Annotated in this window: 21 protein-coding genes and 1 pseudogene; 13 read left to right on the plus strand and 9 right to left on the minus strand. The window is 76.4% G+C overall.

Translation table 11 applies throughout. The features are described 5' to 3' along the window. The 4 genes and pseudogenes from Q7T67_RS01250 to Q7T67_RS01265 form a co-directional block, all read left to right on the plus strand. A pseudogene (locus Q7T67_RS01250) lies at positions 1-1,026 on the plus strand (hypothetical protein); the annotation flags it as partial. Then, on the plus strand, positions 1,023-1,706 hold the full coding sequence (locus Q7T67_RS01255; protein ID WP_304785510.1) for a hypothetical protein: 684 nt from the start codon (positions 1,023-1,025) through the stop codon (positions 1,704-1,706). The pseudogene Q7T67_RS01250 and the gene Q7T67_RS01255, both read left to right, overlap by 4 nt. A gap of 228 nt (positions 1,707-1,934) precedes the next feature. Next, complete coding sequence (ftsH, locus tag Q7T67_RS01260) at positions 1,935-3,956, plus strand: ATP-dependent zinc metalloprotease FtsH (protein WP_304785511.1); 2,022 nt, start codon at positions 1,935-1,937, stop codon at positions 3,954-3,956. Between the two features lie 160 nt (positions 3,957-4,116). Continuing rightward, positions 4,117-4,503: a helix-turn-helix domain-containing protein gene (locus tag Q7T67_RS01265; RefSeq protein ID WP_304785512.1), complete on the plus strand. Its 387-nt coding sequence runs from the start codon at positions 4,117-4,119 to the stop codon at positions 4,501-4,503. 155 nt (positions 4,504-4,658) lie between these two features. Here the strand turns inward: Q7T67_RS01265 and Q7T67_RS01270 are convergent, their stop codons facing one another. Together Q7T67_RS01270 and bla are read right to left on the minus strand one after the other, a co-directional pair. After that, the gene (locus Q7T67_RS01270) at positions 4,659-4,934 is read right to left on the minus strand and encodes an HU family DNA-binding protein (protein ID WP_304785513.1); all 276 of its coding nucleotides are present in this window, start codon (positions 4,932-4,934) and stop codon (positions 4,659-4,661) included. Positions 4,935-5,134: 200 nt separating this feature from the next. Then, a complete protein-coding gene (gene bla / locus Q7T67_RS01275) occupies positions 5,135-6,022 on the minus strand; it encodes a class A beta-lactamase (RefSeq protein WP_304785514.1) in 888 nt (295 codons plus the stop codon). 111 nt (positions 6,023-6,133) lie between these two features. On the opposite strand from bla, the gene Q7T67_RS01280 reads away from it, so the two are divergent. The 5 genes from Q7T67_RS01280 (at position 6,134) to Q7T67_RS01300 (ending at position 10,886) form a co-directional block, all read left to right on the plus strand. Next, positions 6,134-7,087, plus strand: a complete 954-nt coding sequence (locus Q7T67_RS01280; protein WP_304785515.1) for a LysR family transcriptional regulator — start codon at positions 6,134-6,136, stop codon at positions 7,085-7,087. Beyond that, positions 7,088-7,984, plus strand: a complete 897-nt coding sequence (locus Q7T67_RS01285; RefSeq protein WP_304785516.1) for a serine hydrolase — start codon at positions 7,088-7,090, stop codon at positions 7,982-7,984. Positions 7,985-8,122: 138 nt separating this feature from the next. Next, positions 8,123-9,370 (plus strand): sensor histidine kinase, encoded by a 1,248-nt coding sequence (locus tag Q7T67_RS01290; protein ID WP_304785517.1) that lies wholly within the window; start codon positions 8,123-8,125, stop codon positions 9,368-9,370. Further along, complete coding sequence (locus Q7T67_RS01295) at positions 9,367-10,032, plus strand: response regulator transcription factor (RefSeq protein ID WP_304785518.1); 666 nt, start codon at positions 9,367-9,369, stop codon at positions 10,030-10,032. Before Q7T67_RS01290 ends, Q7T67_RS01295 begins: the two co-directional genes overlap by 4 nt. A 152-nt stretch (positions 10,033-10,184) precedes the next feature. Beyond that, positions 10,185-10,886 carry a DUF6518 family protein gene (locus Q7T67_RS01300; RefSeq protein ID WP_304785519.1) on the plus strand — a complete coding sequence of 234 codons (702 nt, stop codon included), beginning with the start codon at positions 10,185-10,187 and terminating at the stop codon, positions 10,884-10,886. Between the two features lie 88 nt (positions 10,887-10,974). Here the strand turns inward: Q7T67_RS01300 and Q7T67_RS01305 are convergent, their stop codons facing one another. The 4 genes from Q7T67_RS01305 to Q7T67_RS01320 all read right to left on the minus strand — a co-directional run bounded on the left by Q7T67_RS01305 (position 10,975) and on the right by Q7T67_RS01320 (position 14,609). After that, complete coding sequence (locus Q7T67_RS01305; protein ID WP_304785520.1) at positions 10,975-11,811, minus strand: SDR family oxidoreductase; 837 nt, start codon at positions 11,809-11,811, stop codon at positions 10,975-10,977. 242 nt (positions 11,812-12,053) lie between these two features. Further along, positions 12,054-12,971, minus strand: coding sequence for a LysR family transcriptional regulator (locus tag Q7T67_RS01310; RefSeq protein ID WP_304785521.1), 918 nt, complete (start codon positions 12,969-12,971; stop codon positions 12,054-12,056). A 3-nt stretch (positions 12,972-12,974) separates the two neighbouring features. Beyond that, complete coding sequence (locus Q7T67_RS01315; RefSeq protein ID WP_304785522.1) at positions 12,975-13,796, minus strand: helix-turn-helix transcriptional regulator; 822 nt, start codon at positions 13,794-13,796, stop codon at positions 12,975-12,977. Between the two features lie 87 nt (positions 13,797-13,883). Next, complete coding sequence (locus tag Q7T67_RS01320) at positions 13,884-14,609, minus strand: SDR family oxidoreductase (protein ID WP_370695338.1); 726 nt, start codon at positions 14,607-14,609, stop codon at positions 13,884-13,886. Between the two features lie 82 nt (positions 14,610-14,691). On the opposite strand from Q7T67_RS01320, the gene Q7T67_RS01325 reads away from it, so the two are divergent. Then, the gene (locus Q7T67_RS01325; protein WP_304785524.1) at positions 14,692-15,558 is read left to right on the plus strand and encodes a LysR family transcriptional regulator; all 867 of its coding nucleotides are present in this window, start codon (positions 14,692-14,694) and stop codon (positions 15,556-15,558) included. A 72-nt stretch (positions 15,559-15,630) separates the two neighbouring features. Here the strand turns inward: Q7T67_RS01325 and Q7T67_RS01330 are convergent, their stop codons facing one another. Then, positions 15,631-16,197, minus strand: coding sequence for a hypothetical protein (locus Q7T67_RS01330; RefSeq protein ID WP_304785525.1), 567 nt, complete (start codon positions 16,195-16,197; stop codon positions 15,631-15,633). Between the two features lie 135 nt (positions 16,198-16,332). On the opposite strand from Q7T67_RS01330, the gene rpmB reads away from it, so the two are divergent. Further along, positions 16,333-16,569, plus strand: a complete 237-nt coding sequence (gene rpmB / locus Q7T67_RS01335) for a 50S ribosomal protein L28 (protein WP_304785526.1) — start codon at positions 16,333-16,335, stop codon at positions 16,567-16,569. After that, positions 16,569-16,733 carry a 50S ribosomal protein L33 gene (gene rpmG / locus Q7T67_RS01340; RefSeq protein WP_304785527.1) on the plus strand — a complete coding sequence of 55 codons (165 nt, stop codon included), beginning with the start codon at positions 16,569-16,571 and terminating at the stop codon, positions 16,731-16,733. Before rpmB ends, rpmG begins: the two co-directional genes overlap by 1 nt. Positions 16,734-16,844: 111 nt before the next feature. Here rpmG and Q7T67_RS21175 read toward each other — a convergent pair whose 3' ends face one another. Both Q7T67_RS21175 and Q7T67_RS01345 read right to left on the minus strand, forming a co-directional pair. Continuing rightward, a complete protein-coding gene (locus Q7T67_RS21175) occupies positions 16,845-17,105 on the minus strand; it encodes a hypothetical protein (protein ID WP_370695339.1) in 261 nt (86 codons plus the stop codon). A gap of 78 nt (positions 17,106-17,183) precedes the next feature. Continuing rightward, positions 17,184-17,588, minus strand: coding sequence for a cupin domain-containing protein (locus Q7T67_RS01345; RefSeq protein ID WP_304785528.1), 405 nt, complete (start codon positions 17,586-17,588; stop codon positions 17,184-17,186). A 208-nt stretch (positions 17,589-17,796) separates the two neighbouring features. Here Q7T67_RS01345 and Q7T67_RS01350 point away from each other — a divergent pair. Beyond that, positions 17,797-18,830, plus strand: a 1,034-nt coding sequence (locus tag Q7T67_RS01350) for a carboxypeptidase regulatory-like domain-containing protein (RefSeq protein WP_304785529.1), incomplete at its 3' end; no start/stop codon positions are given.

Raw genomic sequence — 18,830 nt, forward strand, 5'->3', positions numbered from 1 at the left:
GGCGCCCTGGCCGTCGGCACGGGCGCGGCGACCCCCTCGTCCGTCACCCTCGGCGCGACCCCCGACGCGCCGCCCCCCGTGCTCGCGCAGGGCCTGGAGGGGCGCGGCACCGTCGCGGCCGCCTCGCCCGAGGGCGGCGGACGGGTCGTCGTCCGGGAGCTCGCCGACGCCGCGGTGACCACCACCCAGGGCGTGTCGGGCCCCGCGGGCGGACCGATCACCGGTCTCGCGATGGCCGGGGCCGGCAACGGCAACGCCCTGGTCGCCTTCGCCCAGGGCGCCGCGGACGAGGGGCAGATCGCGGTCGCCCGCGTCGACGCCCCGCCCGTGCCGTTCGCGGTCGAGGTCCCGCCGGAGTGGACGAACGTGCGCCGCCCGCTGATCACCTGGCAGGCACCGCCGAACGACCCCCGGCCGCGGGACTACGCGGTCCACGTCGACGGCCGGATCGTCGCCCGGAAGGTCTACGACCGCGGCCTGCAGCTCCCGCTCGGCGCCCTGGCCGACGGGCCGCACCGCGTCACCGTGACCGCCCGCAGCCGCACCGGGGGCGGCGAGACGACGACCCCCGTCTCGACCTTCGCGACCGACCGGCGCCGACCGCAGATCAGCGTGACGCGGCGCGGTCGGCGCGTCCTCGTGCGCGTCACCGACCCCGGTGGCAGCCGTCGGGCGTCGGGCGTCGCCGAGGGCGGCACGACCGTGGACTGGGGCGACGACGCCACCGACGACGGCCTGACGCGCCGCGCCACCCACCGCTACGCGGCCGGCGGGACGGTCAGCGTCCTGGTGCGGGCGCTCGACGACGCCGGCAACGTCACCACGCTGCGTCGCCGTCTGACGATCCCCGGTCCCCGGAAGCCCGCCGGGGACGCCGCACCCGGCGACGACGCGCCGGCCGCGGGCGGCGACGACACCGCGACGACCCGCGCGACGACGACCGCACGACGACGTGCCCGGCCGCACCGGACGACGCGACGCCCCGCACCGACGACCCGCTCCCCCGCCCGAGGCACGTACCGATGACCCTCCGCCGGCCACCCCTGGCCCTCGTCCTGGGCGTCCTCTCCATCGTGGTCGCGGGGACCGCCGTCCTCTTCGCGTCGGCCGGACCGGGCACCGCAGCCCCCGGCCTGCGCGCGAGCACGACCCCGAAGGCCCGGGGCGTCGTCCGCCTGGACCGCTCGGGCCGCTTCCCCGCCTCCGTCGTCCCGACGGTCGCCCGGGCCCGCACCGCCCTGCGCCTCGGGAGCCTCCGCGCCCAGGACGCGCTCCTCCGCTGCCCTACGGGCGCGGCGGAGCTGGGCACCTGGTGCCTGGACCGCGGCGTCCGCGGCGTCGCCCCCCACGCCGAGGCCGCCCGCAGCTGCGTCCGACTCGGCGGCCGGCTGCCGACCGCCGCCCAGCTCGTCGGCGCCGCCGAGCGCCTGCGCCTCTCCGGCCGCGCCGACGACCGCGACGCGAAGGCGCTCGTCGACCCGGGCGGCCGGCGCGACCTGCGCGAGATGTCGAGCACGCTCGTCACGACGACGACCGGCAGCGCCGCCTCGGGCGGCTTCGAGAACCCGGCGCCCGCGACCCTGCAGTACGTCACGGTCTTCGACAACGGCAACGCCGGGGGCTTCGCGGGCGGCGTCCCGACGGGCTCGGCCGAGCGCTTCCGCTGCGCGTTCCTCCGGCGCCAGACGGCCCCGGCGATGCCCTGAACGTGGCGCCTCCACGGGGGCCCCGTGAAGGCGCTGTGAACAGCGCTGTTGGAATGTCGTGAACACGAGGTTGTTGACGCAGAACGGCCCCGGGGCTGGTCTATCGTGCCGACCGGCCCGGGGTCGGGCCGCTCCGTCCCCCCGCGGATCGCACCCCCTCCCCTGGACCCGGCGCCCCGCCGTCGGCTCCCCGAGCACCCCTCCCCGAACGATCTGCAGCGAGACTCCGTGAGCAATCCACGCCTGGCCGCTTCGAACAAGAAGCGCACGCCCACCCGCGAGGCCGCGACCTTCGTCGCCGACGTCGCGACGGCCATCTGGAAATGGCTGACCCGCGACAAGATGGCCCTGTTCCTGCTCGTCTCCGCGATCACGGTGGCGATCCTCTTCTTCAGCCTGCTGGGTTCGCTGAAGCCGGAGGGCCACGGACGCCAGGTGTCGTTCAGCTCGATCCTCTCGGCCTCGACGGCCAAGCAGATCCAGACGGCCGAGCTCCTGGACCAGGACCACCAGGTCGTCGCCCGCCTGAACACCGGCGTGCAGGTCTACGCGGACTACCCGTCCTCCGACACGGCCACGAGCGACCTGCTCCTGCGCCTGCACCGCGGCGGCGCCGCGGCCACGGTCGACCCGCAGTCCGACAAGCCGGCCCGCACGGTGATCGTCCAGTTCCTGCTGCCGATCCTGCTGCTCGTCACGCTCTTCGCGTTCTTCACCCGCCAGGCGGGCGACGCGAGCTCCGGCATCGCCGGGTTCTCGTCGTTCCGCGGCAAGGGCAAGAAGAAGAAGGCCGGCTCGCAGATCACGTTCGACTCCGTCGCCGGCGCCGGTGCGGCCCTGGCCGAGCTGCGCGAGATCGGCGACTTCCTCGACGACCCGCAGAAGTACCTCTCCCAGGGTGCGGCGGCCCCGAAGGGCATCCTGCTCGTGGGCCCCCCGGGCACCGGCAAGACGCTGCTGGCCCGCGCGACCGCCGGCGAGGCCGACGCGGCGTTCTTCTCCGCCTCGGGCGCCGAGTTCGTCGAGTCGCTGGTCGGCGTCGGCGCCGCCCGCGTCCGCGACCTCTTCGCGAAGGCCCGCAAGGCCGCCCCGTCGATCATCTTCATCGACGAGATCGACGCCGCCGGCCGCAAGCGCGGGGCCGGCGTCGGCCAGGGCAACGACGAGCGCGAGCAGACGCTGAACCAGATGCTCGTCGAGATGGACGGCTTCGGCGGCGACGCCGGCGTCGTCGTCATGGGTGCGACCAACCGCCCCGACATCCTCGACCCCGCGCTCCTGCGCCCGGGCCGCTTCGATCGCCAGGTCGTCATCGACGTGCCCGACGTCCACGGCCGTCTCGAGATCCTCGAGCTCCACGCCCGCGGCCGCCAGTTCGACATGGACGTCGACCTGCACCACATCGCCAAGCTCTGCCCCGGCTTCTCCGGCGCCGAGCTGGCCAACCTCGTCAACGAGGCCGCGCTCCTCACCGTCCGCGAGCAGCGCGACACGATCGACCAGAAGACGCTCGAGGAGGCCATCGACCGCGTCGTGGCCGGCCCCGCCAAGCGGCACGTGCTCACCGAGGACGAGCAGTGGACGATCGCGATGCACGAGGCCTCGCACGCCGTCGTCACCCGCGCGGTCGGGCAGACCGTCGCCGCGCAGAAGCTGTCGATCGTCGCCCGCGGCCGCCAGCTCGGCACCGCGGCGTCGATGATGACCGACAAGGACGCCGTGATGCACGGGCGCCGCGACCTCGAGCGTCAGCTCGCCGCGATCATGGCCGGCACCGCCGGCGAGATCATCGAGTTCGGCGAGGAGTCCACGGGCATCAGCGACGACCTCCACGCGGCGACGAAGCTCGCGCGCTCGATGGTCACGTCGTTCGGCATGTCGCGCCGCCTCGGCCACGTCACCGTCGGCGAGGCCGGTGGCGAGGTCTTCCTCGGCAACGCCCTGCAGGACCTCGGCTCCACCGGTCCGGAGACGCTGAACCTCATCGACGGCGAGGTCGCCCGCATCGTCGGCGAGGCCGAGGCGCGTGCCCACGTGGTGCTGAAGGCCAACTGGACGACGGTGCAGGAGACCGCGAGGTCGCTCGTCGAGTTCGAGACGCTCTCGGGGCACGCGCTCGACGCGCTGCTGGCGGCCGTGCAGCCGATGCCGATCGAGTCGATCGCGCTGCCGTCCGCGGCCGCGGGGACCCTCGGTGCCGGCGTCGACCGCGCGCACAACGAGACCGCCGTCCGGAACGAGCGGGGCTGACGTGCGACTCCGTCGGAGCGCCGGGGGTGGGTCACGGGCGGTGCGCGCGCGGCGCGACTGCTGGCATGATGACGAGAGCGCCGCCGCTGTCCCCCGCGTCCCGCCCCACCTGACGGGTCAGGGCCACGCCGGCGACGTCCCCTCCCCCGCCGCCGCATCAATGACCGCACCGCCTTCCGCCGACGATCCCGCCCCCGGAGCGGTGGTCGACGAGGTCGTCCAGACGGTCACGGCACGGCTCGCCGAGCTGCAGCCCTACCTCGACGAGGCCGAGCGCCTGCGCGCGATCCTCGCGGCGAGCGGTGCCGCCCAGGGCTCCGACGCGACCCCGTCGGCCGCCCCGGCGTCGTCCGCGACGACCCGTCGCGGCCAGGGCGCGAACAAGAGCGCGATCCTCGCGCTGATCGCGGAGCGCCCGGGCGTCACGGCCGCGGACATCGCGCGCACCAGCGGCATGAAGCGCACGGTCGTCGCCTCGACGGTCAGCCGGCTGAAGCGCACCGGCGAACTCGTGGCCGAGGGCCGCGGCGTCCGCCTGCCGGGCTGAGCACCACGTTCGGCCGCCCCGGACTGCCGGGGGCGGGCGCCGTCTGCGGCCCCGGTCTCCGCCGGGGCGCGTCCTGCTTGCTGTCCCGGCCGGTCCGGCCGGGGCTCGTCCTGCTGTCCCGTCCGGCGGGCCCGAGGCCCGCCCGACGGGGCGGCTCAGCCGTTGAGCTGCTTCTTCAGCCCGGCCGCCGCGGTGAACTTCGCGGCCGTGCTGGCGGCGATCTGGATGGTCTCGCCGTTGGAGGGGTTGCGCCCCTCGCGGGCGGACCGCTCGCTCGTGCTGAACTTGCCGAACCCGGCGACGGCGACCTCGCGGCCGGCGACGAGTTCGTCGGCGATCGCGGCGAACGTCGCGTCCACGGCGGCCTTGGCCTGCGCGGCCGTGATCTCGGCCTTGTCGGCGATCTGGTCAGCGAGCTCCTGCTTGTTCATGGCCCAGACGCTATCGGTCGGCGCGGCGGGCAGGGTCGCGGCGGCGTGAAGGCCACCGCCGGGAGGGCGTGCGGAGCGCGCGTGACGGGGCGTCCGCGGGCGGTTCGGACCGGGCGTGACGGGGCGTCCGGGGCGGGCGTGCGGGTCGGGACCTGGGCGGGCGTCCCCTCGCCGGTGAGGTCTCCTCGTGGCTCCCGCGGTCAGCGCAGCGCGCCGACCGCCACCTCGGTCGCCTCGGCGATCAGGGCGATGTCCCGGACGTCGTCGACGCGGGGGCGCGAGGTGAGGACGGCGAGGACGATCGGGCGCCGACGCGGCGGCCACAGCACCGCGATGTCGTTCGAGCTGGCGTAGGAGCCGCTGCCGGTCTTGTCCGCCACCTCCCAGGTGCTCGGGACGCCGCCGCGGATCTGGCCGTCGCCGGTCGTGTTGCGCAGCATGAGGTCGCGCAGGATCGCCCGGCGGTCGCACGGGAGCACGCGGCCCAGGACGCATCGCCCGAGGCTGGTGGCGATCGCCTCCGGCGTCGTCGTGTCGAGGACCTCGCCCGGCACCGCGCTGTTCAGCGCGGGCTCGAACCGGTCGGAGCGGGTCACCCGGTCGCCGAGCCGGCGGCGCAGCCCACGGGTGAAGCCGGCGGGGCCGCCGAGCTGCCCGAGGACCAGGTTGTGGGCGGTGTTGTCGCTGTAGCGCAGCGCGGCGTCGCAGAGCGCCCGGATCGTCATGCCCGTGTCGACGTGCTGCTCGGTGATCGGCGAGTAGGTGACGAGGTCCGCCGCGGTGTAGCGCACGACGTGGTCCAGGTCGGCATCGCGCAGCAGCAGCGCGGAGGCCAGCGCCTTCGAGGTCGAGCAGAACGCGAACCGCTCGCCAGTCCGGTGCGAGACGGTGCGGCCCGTCGCGGTGTCGATGGCGTGCAGCCCGACCCGGGCGTCGAACCGGCGCTCCAGGTCGGCGAACGCCGCGGCGGTCCGCGGGCGGCGGGACGCGGCCGGCGCGGAGGGCGCGGCCGTCGCGGGGAGGGCGAGCGCGAGGGGGACGAGCGCCGCCTTCGCGACGACGGACCGGCGGGTGTGGAGAGGGGACATGCGACGATGGAACCAGTCGCCCGACCCGGTCGCATCACTTTTGCGGTCCGGCATCCAGACCCGAACGGTCTCGATCCTCATGCCGAGACGTTCCCGCTCTCGACCGCACCCGTGGACCTCCTCCGCCACCTCAGGTACTTCGTCGCCGTGGCCGAGGAGCTGCACTTCGGACGGGCGGCGGACCGCCTGCACATCGCCCAGTCGCCCCTGAGCCAGCGCATCCGGGCCCTCGAGCGGGAGCTCGGCGCGGACCTCTTCGTCCGGACGACCCGGCAGGTGCGTCTCACGCCGGTGGGCGGCGTGCTGCTGGTCGAGGCGCGCGCGGTCCTCGACCGGGTCGGGCAGCTCGACGCGGCGATCGAGGCGGCCCGGGACACCGCCTCGGCCACCGTCCGGGTCGGCGTCTCCACCGACCTGCCCGCCGCGACGCTCGCGTCGCTCGTGGGGGTGCTCGCCGACGGCGCCGGCGACGTGCGGGTCGACCCGGTGGAGCTGGCGGGACCCGGGCAGGCCCGCGAGCTCCGGGACCGGCACGTCGACGTCGGGCTCGTCCGCTGGCCGGCACCCGCCGGGCTGCGCCACGCCGCACCGATCGAGCGGCCCGTCGGTGCGCTGATCGCGCAGGACGACCCGCTCGCGTCCGCCGAGGAGATCGAGCTGCACGAGCTCGGGGCGCTGCGCCCCGTCGTGCTGCCCCCGTGGGCCGCGGAGCCGCGGACGCACGACCGGACGCTCCGGACGTGCCACGCGCTCGGCTACGCGCCGCGCGAGGTCCTGACCGCCGAAGGCCCGGACTTCGCGGCCGGCCTCGTCCTGACCCGCGGGGCGGTCGCCCTGCTCGACGCGCCGGCCCGGACGCCGGCCGGCACGGCGTGGCGACCCATCGCCGGCGGACCGCTCACGACCGTCGCCGTCGTCGCATGGCACGCGGAGGAGCGCCGCCCGGCGGTCGAGCGGGTGGCGGGCGCGCTGCACGACGCGCTCCTGGCGTCGGGCAGCTGGACGGCGGGACGGCCGCCGTCCGGCACCGCGCCCCGACCTCCCCGGCCGGCGGACGCGTTCTAGGTGGACACCGCGGACCGGATCCGGAAGGCCTTCGACGCCCACGGCGTCCGCGGGTCGCTGCACGCGATCGACCTCGACGCCCGGGCCGAGGTCGCCGTCGGGGCGGACCGCCCGATGCCGCTGGCGTCGGTCTTCAAGGTGGCGCTGGCGACGGCCGTGTGGCGGGCCGCCGACCGCGGCGAGCTCGACCTCACCGAGCGCGTCGAGGTGGGCCCTCGATCGGGCGGACCGACGGGACTGGGCGCCATGCTCGACCCGGCCGCGGTGTCGGTCCGCGACCTCGGCTACCTCGCCCTGGCGCTCAGCGACAACGGTGCCGCGGACCTGCTCGTCGACCGGCTGGGGCTCGCCGCGGTGCAGGACGTCCACGACGCCCTCGGCATGCGGACCACGGCGGCCCGGCACGCCTGCAGGGACTTCTCCCGCACGATCCTCGAGGACACCGGGACGGAGGACGCGGCCGCCGCGGCCGCCGTGCTGGTCGCGGACGAGGAGCGCTTCCGCGAGCTCCGCGTCCGCGACGCCGGACAGACCAACGGCGGGTCCGCGCGCGACCAGACGCGGCTCCTGCGCGCGCTGTGGCAGGACGAGGCGGCGGCACCGGCGTCCTGCGCGGCCGTCCGCCGGCTCATGGGCCTGCAGGTCTGGCCGCACCGCATCGCCTCGGGCTTCGCCGACGACGCGGTGCTCGTGGCCGGCAAGACCGGGACGCTGCCCGGGGTCCGCAACGAGGTCGGCGTCGTCGAGGGCCCGGGAGGCCTGCGGGTCGCGATCGCGGTGTTCCTCCTCGCCCCGACGCCCGCCGCCTCGATGCCCCACCTCGACGCGCTGATCGGCACGACGGCCCGCACGGCCTACGACGACCTGGCCCGGCGCGCCGCGGACGACGGCCGCTGACGGCGCCCGTCCCGGCCCGTGGGCGCCGCTCCGTCGGGAAGCGGCCCGGGCGCGCTCCGACTCGGCGCCGGCCGCAACCCCGGAGATCTCCGTCTTCAGACCGATGTGCGGCGCGCGTCGTGCTCGTACGATCCGGCCATGACCGTCGACGCCGACACCCCGGAGCGCCCGCCGCGGTGGCAGTCGCGCCTCTGGGCGTGGGGGCCCGTGGCGGTCGTGGTCGTGGCCTTCGGCGGGACGCTGGCCCTCGGTGCCCAGGGCCCGTGGTGGATCGCGGCGGCCGTCCTCACCGCCGGGTCCTACGCGATCCGCGGCCGCCGTCCCCTGGTCGCCGTCCTGCTGGTCTGCGGGGTCGTCGGGTCGGCACGGCTGCCGGGCGCGTCCGTGGTGGGGAGCACGTTCGACGCGCCCTACCTGCTGCTGCTGGCCCTGCTCGTCCTCCCGCTGGCCGAACTGGCGAGCCGCGCGCGGCCGCGCACCTCCGTCGTCGGGCTGGTCGTCGTGCTCGCGGTCTCCGTCGCGATCGCACCCGAACCCGTGTGGAGCGGCGACGCGCAGACGTCCTCCGCCGCGATCGTCACCGCGGTCCTCGGCCTCGGCGTGCCGGCCATGGTGGCCTGCGGCGCGTGGCTGGCGGGGTACGCGCTGCGGGCGAGACAGCGCACCGTCGACGTCCTGCTGGCCGAGGCCGAGCTGCGCGAGCGCGCCCGCGCGGCCGACGCGGAGCGCGCCGTCCTCGCCGAACGGGCCCGGATCGGCCGTGACGTCCACGACCTCGTGACCCACACCGTGGCGGTCATGGTCGTCCAGGCCGCGGCCGCCGACGCCGTCTGGGACACCTCGCCGGCACAGGCCCGGGCGGCCGTCCGGGCCGTCGAGACGTCCGGGCGGGCGGCGATGGCGGACCTGCGGACGCTGCTGCGCGAGGTGCAGGAGGACGACGGGCCAGGTCCGCCGCTCGGCGCCCTCGCCGGCCTGGAGCACCTCGAGGGCCTCGCCGACAGCATCCGCGCCGCCGGGCTCGACGCCCGCCTGAGCGTCCGCGGCCCACGCGCCGACGTCCCGTCGGCCACGGGCGTCTCGCTGCTGCGGATCGCCCAGGAGTCGGTCACCAACGCCCTGCGTCACGCCGCCGCCCGGTCCGTCGCGATCGCGCTGGTGGTCGACCACGACACGGTGGATCTCTCGATCGCCGACGACGGCGTCGGCCCGGACGGCGCGCCGACCGGGGGAGCCCTCGACCGGTCCGGCGCGGGCGGCCGCGGCGTGCCGGGCATGCGCGAGCGCGCCCGGTCCATCGGCGGGACGCTGACGATCGCGGCGGCCCCCGCCGGTGGCACCGTCGTGACGGTGCGTGCGCCGATGGCCGGGAGTCCGGCCCCGTGATCCGCGTGCTGCTCGTGGACGACCAAGAGCTCCTGCGCTCGGGGTTCCGGATGATCCTGGAGGCCGCCGGCGACATCCGGGTCGTCGGGGAGGCCGACGACGGTGGACCGGGCGCGGACCTGGCGCGCCGGCTGCGGCCCGACGTCGTCCTGATGGACGTGCGCATGGGCGCGGTCGACGGGATCGAGGCGACCCGCCGGATCGTCGCCGCGGACGCGGGACGGGTGCTCGTCCTGACGACCTTCGACCTCGACGAGTACGTCTACGCCGCCATCCGCGCCGGTGCGTCGGGGTTCCTGCTCAAGGACACCCGCAGCGCGGACCTCGTCGAGGCGGTCCGCGTCGTCGCCCGCGGGGACGCCCTGCTGGCCCCGGGCGTGACGCGCCGCCTGCTGGAGCACTTCGCGACCGGCGGGGGCCCGGGTCCGTCCGACACCGCCGCGGCGGAGGCCGCGGCGGAGCTGACGGGGCGCGAGCGGGAGATCCTCCGGCTGCTCGCGGGCGGTCGCTCGAACCTCGAGATCGCGGGGACCCTCGTCATCTCGGAGGCGACCGTGAAGACCCACGTCTCCAGCGTCCTGCGCAAGCTCGGGCTCCGCGACCGCGTGCAGGCGGTCTCCTGGGCCTACGAGCACCGCATCGTGCGGCCCGGCGAGCGGTAGGCGCCGCACCGCGGGTGCGTCGGGGCCGGGTCGACCGCATCCCGCCGTCGCGCCGGGGTCGACGACACGCTCGTCGCCTCCGCCTCGAGACGGGGGTGCGGTTCCGTCCTGCGGCCGATGTGCGACGAGAGGCGGCGCCGGACCATGGAGGCATGAGCGATCGCACCGCCCCTCCCCCGCCGGCTCCGTCCTCGGGCCGGGCGGTCCCGCGCCCCGCCGCGTCCGCCCCGGGTGCCGGATCCTGGGCCCCGGCGGCGTCGCCCGTCGTCCCCGCCGTCGTCCTCCGGGCCGCGACGGTCCTCGCGGTCGGCCTGACGATCGGGGTGCTGACGTCGCTCGGCCAGACCGTCCTCGGCACGCCGCTGAGCGCCCTGGTGAACTCCGCCTCGGCGTGGCTCGTGGCCCCGTACCTCGTGGGCCGCTCCGCCCCGTCGATCCGCACGGGGGCCGCCCTGGGCTTCGTGGTCTGCGCCGCCCAGCTCGTCGGGTACGACGTCGCGTCCGTGCTGCGGGGGTTCGGGGCCGGCGGAGCGCAGAACGTCTTCTGGGGCGCCTGCGCGGTCGTCGGCGGACCGGTCTTCGGGGCAGCCGGTGCGCTGCGGCGGACCGGTGCCCCCGGCCTGCGCGGGATCGGCTCCACGGTGCTGCCGGCCGCGTTCCTCGCCGAGGGCGCCTGGGTCTACGGCCACGAGCTGCAGTACTGGTCGACCCTGGCCCTGTGGGCCGTCATCGGCCTCGTCCTGCTCGTGGTCGGCAGCCGCGGGACGATCGAGCGCCGGTGGATCGGCCTGACGCTCCCGGTGGCGCTGCTCGGCGAGCTGGCGCTGACGGCGACCTACACCCGCGCCTTCTGACGGCCGGCCCGGGGCGACGGCGACGGGACCCCGAGGACCGTGGGACGAGGCCCGGGCGCCGCACGCCCGAGGCTCTCCGGTGACGGGGTCAGGCCACCGGATGACGCGCGACCGACAGCGCGACGTCGCGGGCCGCGTCGAGCGCCTCGAGTCGGGCGACGAGCGACGCGCGCACGTCGGCGTAGGTGTCCGGCCCGAGCGGCAGACGCAGCGGCGCGGCCGCGTCGTCGACGGAGGCGATGATCGCCGCGACGACCTTCTCGGCGTCGCCGGGCTGCTCGAAGGAGCCGTCGGCGACCGCACGGCGGACGTCGCCGGCCGGGGTCCGGTCGTAGGCCTCGCTGACGGTCGCCCGGTCCAGCCCGGCACCGAACTCCGTCGGGGTCGCGCCCGGTTCGACGATGGTGACGCCGATCCCGAGCGGGGCGACCTCCTGGGCGAGCGTCTCGGCGAGGCCCTCGATCCCCCACTTCGACGCGTGGTAGAGGCCGAAGTTCGGGTAGGTCGTCTGCCCGCCGGCCGAGGAGACCTGCAGGATCCGGCCGCCGCCCTGGGCGCGCAGGTGCGGCAACGCGGCGCGGATCACCCAGGCGGAGCCCAGCAGGTTGGTCTCGATCTGCCGGCGCACCTGCTCGTCGGTCGCCTCCTCGACGGCGCCGAAGAGGCCGTAGCCCGCGTTGCTGACGACGACGTCCAGGCGCCCGAGGTCCGCCGCCGCGGCGTCGACCGTGCTGCGGACGGCGGCCGCGTCGGTGACGTCGAGCCGGGCGGTCCAGAGGCGGTCGCCGTACGTGGCGCGCAGGTCGTCGAGCGCGTCGGTGCGTCGCAGCGTCGCGGCGACGCGGTCGCCCCGCTCGAGCGCGCGCTCGACGAGGCCGCGGCCGAGGCCGCTGGAGGTGCCGGTGATGAACCAGGTCTTCGACATGGGGTGCTCCGTGGTGCTGCCCGGGTCCCGGCCGCCGGTCGCGGCGGTCGGCTCTCCGTGCGGGGTGGATGACGCCCGATCCACGGTAGGACGGCTCTTGCGATTCCACCAGCGACGATCAGGCACTCCGGCCATGCGTGAGATGCATGCCTTGCGGACCGTCCCCGACACGGCTCGTCCGATCGATCGGTCGATCAGCGGCGGCGGGTCGATCGGACGACGCACGCCCGGCCGGGCGACCCTCAGTCGGTCGCGGGGCGCACGGAGAGCCCGGCGCCCACGGTCCGCAGCGCGCGGACCAGCGCGTCGGCCCCGGGCGAGCGGTCCCGGGCGGTGGCGGCGTAGGCGAGCCGCCGACCCTCGACCGTCCCGTCCACCTCGACGAGCTCGACGCCCCGGGGGACCGCGGCGGCCGCGAGGCTGGGCACGACCGCGATCCCCAACCCGGCGGCGACCAGCCCCAGGCGACCCGGCCAGTCGCGGACGGCGAAGGCGACGCGCGGCGTGCCGCGCAGGCCGGGCCAGACGGTGAACGACGGCTCGCCCGCCCCGCCGGCCCCGGCGATCCACGGCTCGTCCTCGAGCTCGTCCGGGCTCACCGTCGCCCGCCCCGCCAGGCGGTGCGTCGCGGCGACCGCGACGAGCGTCCGCCCGCGGACGAGCAGGTCGCACCGCAGATCCGACGCCGCGTCGAGCTCGTCCGCGTCGAGGGCGACGACGCCGACCTCGAGCCGTCCCGCGCGGACCCGGCGCAGGTGGGTCGGTGTCGACCCCTCGCGGAGGGTCACCAAGACGCCGGGGTGCTCGCGGGAGAGCAGCGCGACCGCCCGCGGGACGAGCACCCCGAGCGCGGTCGGGAACGCACCGACGGCCAGCCGCCCCTCGAGTCGGTCCTGCAGGCCCCGCAGCTCGAGGGTCGCGGCGTCGGCGCGCTCCAGCACGACCTCCGCGTGGCGCAGGAGCACCCGGCCGGCCGCCGTCGGACGCACGCCCCGGGCCTGTCGCTCGAACAGCGGGGCCTCGGCGACCCGCTCCATCGCCGCGACCTGGCGGGAGACCGCCGACTGCGTGTACCCGAGCACCTCGGCGGCGGCGGTGAACGACCCGTGCGCCCCGACCTCGCGGAGCACCCGCAGGCCGACGAGGGTCCACGCCGCCACGGTTCAGACCTCGAGCGGCCGGGGCACCCCGCCGGCCAGCGACGCCAGCGACGCCGCGTCGGCGGAGCCGGGGACCGCGGTCCAGACGACGAGGCGCAGGTCGCTGTCGAGCACGCCGGTCACGTCGCAGTCGACCGTGACGGTGCCGGCCGTCGGGTGCGTGAAGGTCTTGCGCGCGGTCGCCGGGAGGGCGGCGGGCGCGTGTCCCCAGAGCTCCTCGAAGCGCTCCGACGCGGCCCGCAGCTCGGCGACGACGGCGAGCAGCCCCGGGTCGTCCGGGAACCGCCCGAGCGCGAGGCGGAGGTCGCCGACGATCTCGCGCTCGTACTTCTCGGCGGCCTCGGCGGAGCGCTCCACCCACTGCGGCCCGACGAAGTGGTTGCGCGCCGCGTTCTCGCCCACGGCGTCCTCGGCCAGCAGCGCGCGGGCCAGCGGGCTCGCGGCGACGATCTCCCAGGCGGGGTCGAGGACGAGCACCGGCACGTCGCGGAAGCGCGTGAGGATCCGCTGCACCGACGGGGTGATGGTCCGCACGGCGACCCGTCCGGTGCCGTCGGCGTGGCCGGCGACCCGGTGCAGGTGGGCGGTCTCGACGGGGTCCAGGGCCAGCGCGCGGGCCAGCGCGGAGACGACGGACGGCGACGGGGCGCTCGCCCGGCCCTGCTCGAGGCGCATGAGGTAGTTGACCGAGATGCCGGCCGCCGTGGCCACCTCCTCGCGCCGCAGCCCGGGCGCGCGGCGTCGCCGGCCACCCGACGCGACGTCGCCCGCCGGCCCGTGGCGGTCGCGCCAGGCGCGGAGGCACGTCGCGAGGTCGGGCTCCATGGCCACCGATCATCGCACCGCGTCGGAGCGGCGGGCGACCCCGGCGGGCGAGCGCGACGACCGCGGACCGCGCGACGTGCCGCGCGGTCACCACGGGACCGGACCGTCGTCGTCGAAGAAGCCGCCGCTGGACCCGCCGTCCGGCAGCGTGGCCAGGCGCACCGCGATCGCGGCGCCCTGTTCCGGGGTCCGCGGCGCGGCGAACCCGGTGAGGTCCGTGGCGACGAAGCCCGGGCAGGCGGCGTTGACGAGGACGTGCGTGTCGGCGAGCTGCCGCGCGTACTGCACCGTGAGGCTGTTGAGCAGCGACTTCGAGGGCGCGTAGGCGGCCAGCACCGGGCCGGTCCGCAGCGCCAGCGACGCCATGGTGCTCGACATGTTCACGATGCGCGGCGACGGGGCCCGGCGGAGCTGCGGCAGGAACGCGTTGGTCACGCGGACGGCCCCGAGGACGTTCGTCTCGAGCACCGTCCGGAGCACGTCGAGGTCCAGGGTCGTCGGGTCCTGCGCGCCGCCCTCCGTGCCACCGGCGATCCCGGCGTTGTTGACGAGCACGTCCAGGCCGCCCGCCGTCCGCTCGACCGCGGCCGCCGCGGCGGCGACGCTCGCGTCGGAGGTCACGTCCAGCGCGAGGGCGAACGCGTCGACGCCGTCGCCCCGCAGACGCGCGACGGCCTCCGCACCCCGCGCCTCGTCCCGCGCCCCGACCGCGACCTGGAAGCCGATCGCCCCGAGTCCCCGCGCGATGGCGAAGCCGATGCCCTTGTTCGCGCCGGTGACCAGCGCCGTCCTCGAAGTGCTCACCCCGTCGATCCTCCGGGTTCGTCCTCGCGGCGTCCAAGACCGATCGGGTAGCCTCTGATACCCGGCGGGTATCACCAGCTAGGGTCGTGCCGTGGCCGACCTCGAGACCCGCGAGCTCCGCTACTTCGTCGCCGTCGCCGAGGAGCTGCACTTCGGGCGCGCCGCGACCCGGCTGGGCATCGCGCAGCCGCCGCTGTCGCGCGCGATCCGGCAGCTCGAGCAGCGCCTGGGGGTCCGGCTCCTGGACCGCGACCGGCGCGGCGTCGCCCTGACCGAGGCGGGGACCGTGCTGCTGCGCGAGGCCCGCACGGCCCTCGACGCCGTGGAGGCGGCCGCCCTGCGGACGCGACGGGCCGCGGACCCGGGACGCCCGCTCGTGCTCGCGACGAAGGCCGGCGCGTCGCACGAGCTGCTGAGGCGGCTGCTCGGGACGCTCGCCGACGACCCGGAGACCGCACCGGTCGAGGTCCTGCTCTGCGAGGTCGGGGAGCAGGCGCACCTGCTCCGGTCCGGACGTGCCGACGTGGCGCTGATGCACCGCCCGGTCGACGACCTCGTGGGCTTCGACAGCGAGGACCTCCACGTCGAGGGCCAGGTCGCGATCGTCCCGGCCGGCCACCGGCTCGCCGCGAGCGACCGTCTCACCATGGCCGACGTCCGCGACGTCCCGGACCTGCCGATGGCCCGCTGGCCGCTCCTCGACGGGACCTACCCCGACGGCCCCGGCCCCGAGGTCCACACCCAGTCCCAGCTCGCCCAGCTCGTCGCTCTCGGCCGGACGCTCCTCGTGATCCCGGCGTCCAGTCGCGCCTGGCAGTGGCCCGAGCACGTCGCGGTGCCCGTCACCGACGCCCCGGACATCACCACCGTCATCGCGTGGCCCCGCACCGCGGCGTCGACGCGGATCGCGTCCGTCGTGGCCTCCGCCGCCCGGCTGCGGGACGCGGCGCCGGAGTAGGGCGGCCGTCCAGCGCGAGCGCCGGACGGCGCCCGCGTCCGCCGCACCGACGGAACCGACGACACCGGGCGATCACAGCCCGCCCAGCGCGGCGCCGTGCGTGCGCCACGCGGCGTGCAGCGCGTACCCGCCGCCCGGAGCCGCCCGATGGCGCTCCTCTGCCGGCGCGCGGTGGGCGGTGCCGACGAGGTCGTCCACCGCCAGCTCGTAGGAGGCCAGCCAGGCGAACGCCCGCCCGACGAGGGGTCCGGGACAGGCGACGCACCCGCGCCGCGCGTCCCCGAGCTGCCGGGCGGTGAAGCAGTCCGGCTGCGCCGCGAGCGGCCACAGCGACGGGCGGCCGCGTCGCGGCAGGAGCGCCGCGCCCCGCGCGTCGCCGACGCACAGGGCGAACGGCCAGACGGCGACGAGGAGCCCGTCGGCCCGGACGTACCGCGTCGTCGCGGTGCGCAGCCCGGCCGGCGGCCGCTGCCGGACGAAGCCCAGGCGGCGGAGCACGTTGCCGTCGGGGTGCATGACGTCTCGCCCGAGGTGGTGGAACTGCGCCTCGAGCAGCGCGGCGATCTCGCGCCGGCCACCCGGTCGTCCGCGGGCGGCCGCCAGGCACGCGGACGCGTCGACCGGCGGGTGGGCCGTCACGGTCGCCCCGGGGCTCGTCGCGGGGTCGGGGTCGTCCGGGACGCGGGCATGCGATAAGAATAGGACTCGATCTCATTATTGGTCGGGCGGTCGCCTCCGCACCGTCCGGCCCCCACCCACCACCACGGCCCTCCGATGTCTCAACGCTGCCAGGTCACCGGCGCGCGCCCGCGCACCGGCAACAACGTCCCCCACTCCCAGCACCGGACGAAGCGCTGGTTCAGGGTGAACATCCAGAAGAAGCGGTTCTACGTCCCCAGCCAGCGGCGCTGGATCCGGGTGACGCTCAGCGCGAAGGGCCAGAAGCGCATCGACGTGCGCGGCATCGACCGCGTCTACCGCGAGATGGTGGCCCGCGGGGAGCGGTTCTGATGGCCCGCGGGGACGTCCGGATCCAGATCAAGATGGTGTCCACCGCCGGCACGGGCACCGTCTACACGACGACGAAGAACAAGCGCAACACCCCCGACCGCCTCGAGCTGAGGAAGTACGACAAGCGCACCCGGAAGATCGAGGTCTTCCGCGAGGCGCGCTGAGGGGGCCGGCCCGTCCGCCCGGATCGGCCTCGCCCCTTCCGCCCGGACCCGTCCCGCACCCTCGAGAGCGGCCCCCTGGCGCGGCGGCGCAGGACACGGCGGCCCAGGGCGCTACCCGGCGGACGCCGTCGGGTCCGCGAGCGCGTCGTCCCGCAGGGCACCGAGCCGGGCGAGCGCCTCCGCGCTCCGGCTGCCCGGCTCCGCCTGGTAGACGACGAGCTGCTGCCCCGGGGCGCTGCGGACGTCGAACGTCTCGAAGCCCAGACGCAGACGACCGACGTGCGGGTGGTCCAGCAGCTTGGCGTCGCGACGCTTCAGGCCGACGTCGTGGGCCGCCCAGAGAGATGCGAACGCCGGGCTGCCCGCCGTCAGCTCGGCGAGGAGCCGCTGCGATCGGCCGGGCCATCGCCTACGCGATCGAGCAGCCCGACGACGTCGACGTGAACGAGATCATCGTCCGGCCGACGGCGCAGGTGTAGCGAGGACCTCGGCGCCGTCGTCCTGCGGCGCGCCCCAGGCGTAGACGACCAGGTCCTCGTCGCCGTGGTTGACCGTCTGCTGGGCGACGCCGGGCGGCACGTGCACGACGCCCCCGGTGGGGACGTCGTGGCGCACCGCGTCGTCGCCGAGGTACGTCGACAACGTGCCCCGGACGACGAGGAACGTCTCCTCCTGCCGGTCGTGGACGTGGCGGCGCCCGCGGGCACCGGGCTCGTACCGCCACACGTTGTGCCCACCGTGGACGGTGCCCGTCCGCTCCGTCAGCTCGGCGACGTGCCGTGCCGGCTCGCCCGGGGCGTGGGGCCTGGTCACCCACTCCATCGTCTCCGGCAGCACGATCGCGGGAGCGTCCATGGCGGCACCGTACGCCGCGGCGCGGTCGACGGCCGTGCGCGTCGACGGTTCGCGGCGGTCGGTGCCGACGCCCAAAACCTAGGGTCCGTGTGTAGGGATCGGAGCATTGTGCGCCGCCCCGGAGGGCACGACACTGCGCCGGTCCCCCACCCCGGAGTCGCCGGTCGGGGGTGCGGACGTCCCCCCTACGACGAAGCGGCGAACGCCCATGCTGAACGTGAAGAACCTGCTCCGGGCCGCCGTGCTCGGGGTCCTCCTGTCCACCGCGGTCCCAGCCGCCGCGTCGGCCGCGACGGGATCAGTGAGCGGCACGGCGACCGCCGCGTCGACCGGGAACCCGGTCGCGGGCTACACCGTCGAGCTCTACGACGCCGGCCGGGCGCCCGCGGGGTCCACCTGCACCGACGCCTCCGGCGCGTACCGCTTCACGAACCTCGCGACGGGGACCTACTACGTGCGGTTCTCCGGCGACCCGGCGGCGGGCTGCGCCACCGCGGGCTTCGCGGCGTCGTGGTTCGACGGCCGGGCGGCCGGGAAGTTCGCCACCGCGGTCGCCGTGACCGACGGCGTCGCCACCCCCAGGATCAACGGGTCGCTGCAGGACGAGGCGACGATCGGCGGGAGGGCCACGGACGCCGAGTCCGGGGCCGCGATCGCGAACGTGTCCGTGCGCGTGCTCGACAGCGACCTGGTCGAGGCCGGCCGCGCCTGCACGACCGCCGACGGCAGCTACCGCGTCCTCCGGCTCAACGCCTTCCCCTACCTCGTCCGCTTCGTGTCCGACGGGAGCTGCGGCGCCGTCGCGGGCTACCCGTCGCGGGCGTACTCCACGGACGACCCGCGGGGCGTGGCGTCGGACGCCGGCGGGTCCGCCGTCGCCCCCTTCTACGGCCAGGACCTGCCGGGCATCAGCATCCTGCTCTCGCTCATGCGGCACACCCTCGGGGTCACCGTCACCGGTCCCGGCTCGGTCACGGGCGGCGGCATCGCCTGCCCGGGCACGTGCTCCACGCAGGCCCCCGCCGGCAACTCCGTCACGCTCACGCCGGTGACGCCCGCGGGCTCCACCTTCACCGGCTGGACCGGCGCATGCGCCGCGGCCGGGGTGGGCCCGTGCACCGTCAAGCTCGACGCGGACCGGACGGCCGGCGCCACCTTCGCGACCGTCGGCGGCGGCGGGGTGCCCGGAGGCGGCGACGGCGGTGCTCCGGGCGGCGGCGCGCCCGCAGGCGGCGGCGGTGG

It is taken from the genome of Patulibacter sp. (genome assembly GCF_030655195.1).
Lineage (GTDB): Bacteria > Actinomycetota > Thermoleophilia > Solirubrobacterales > Solirubrobacteraceae > Patulibacter.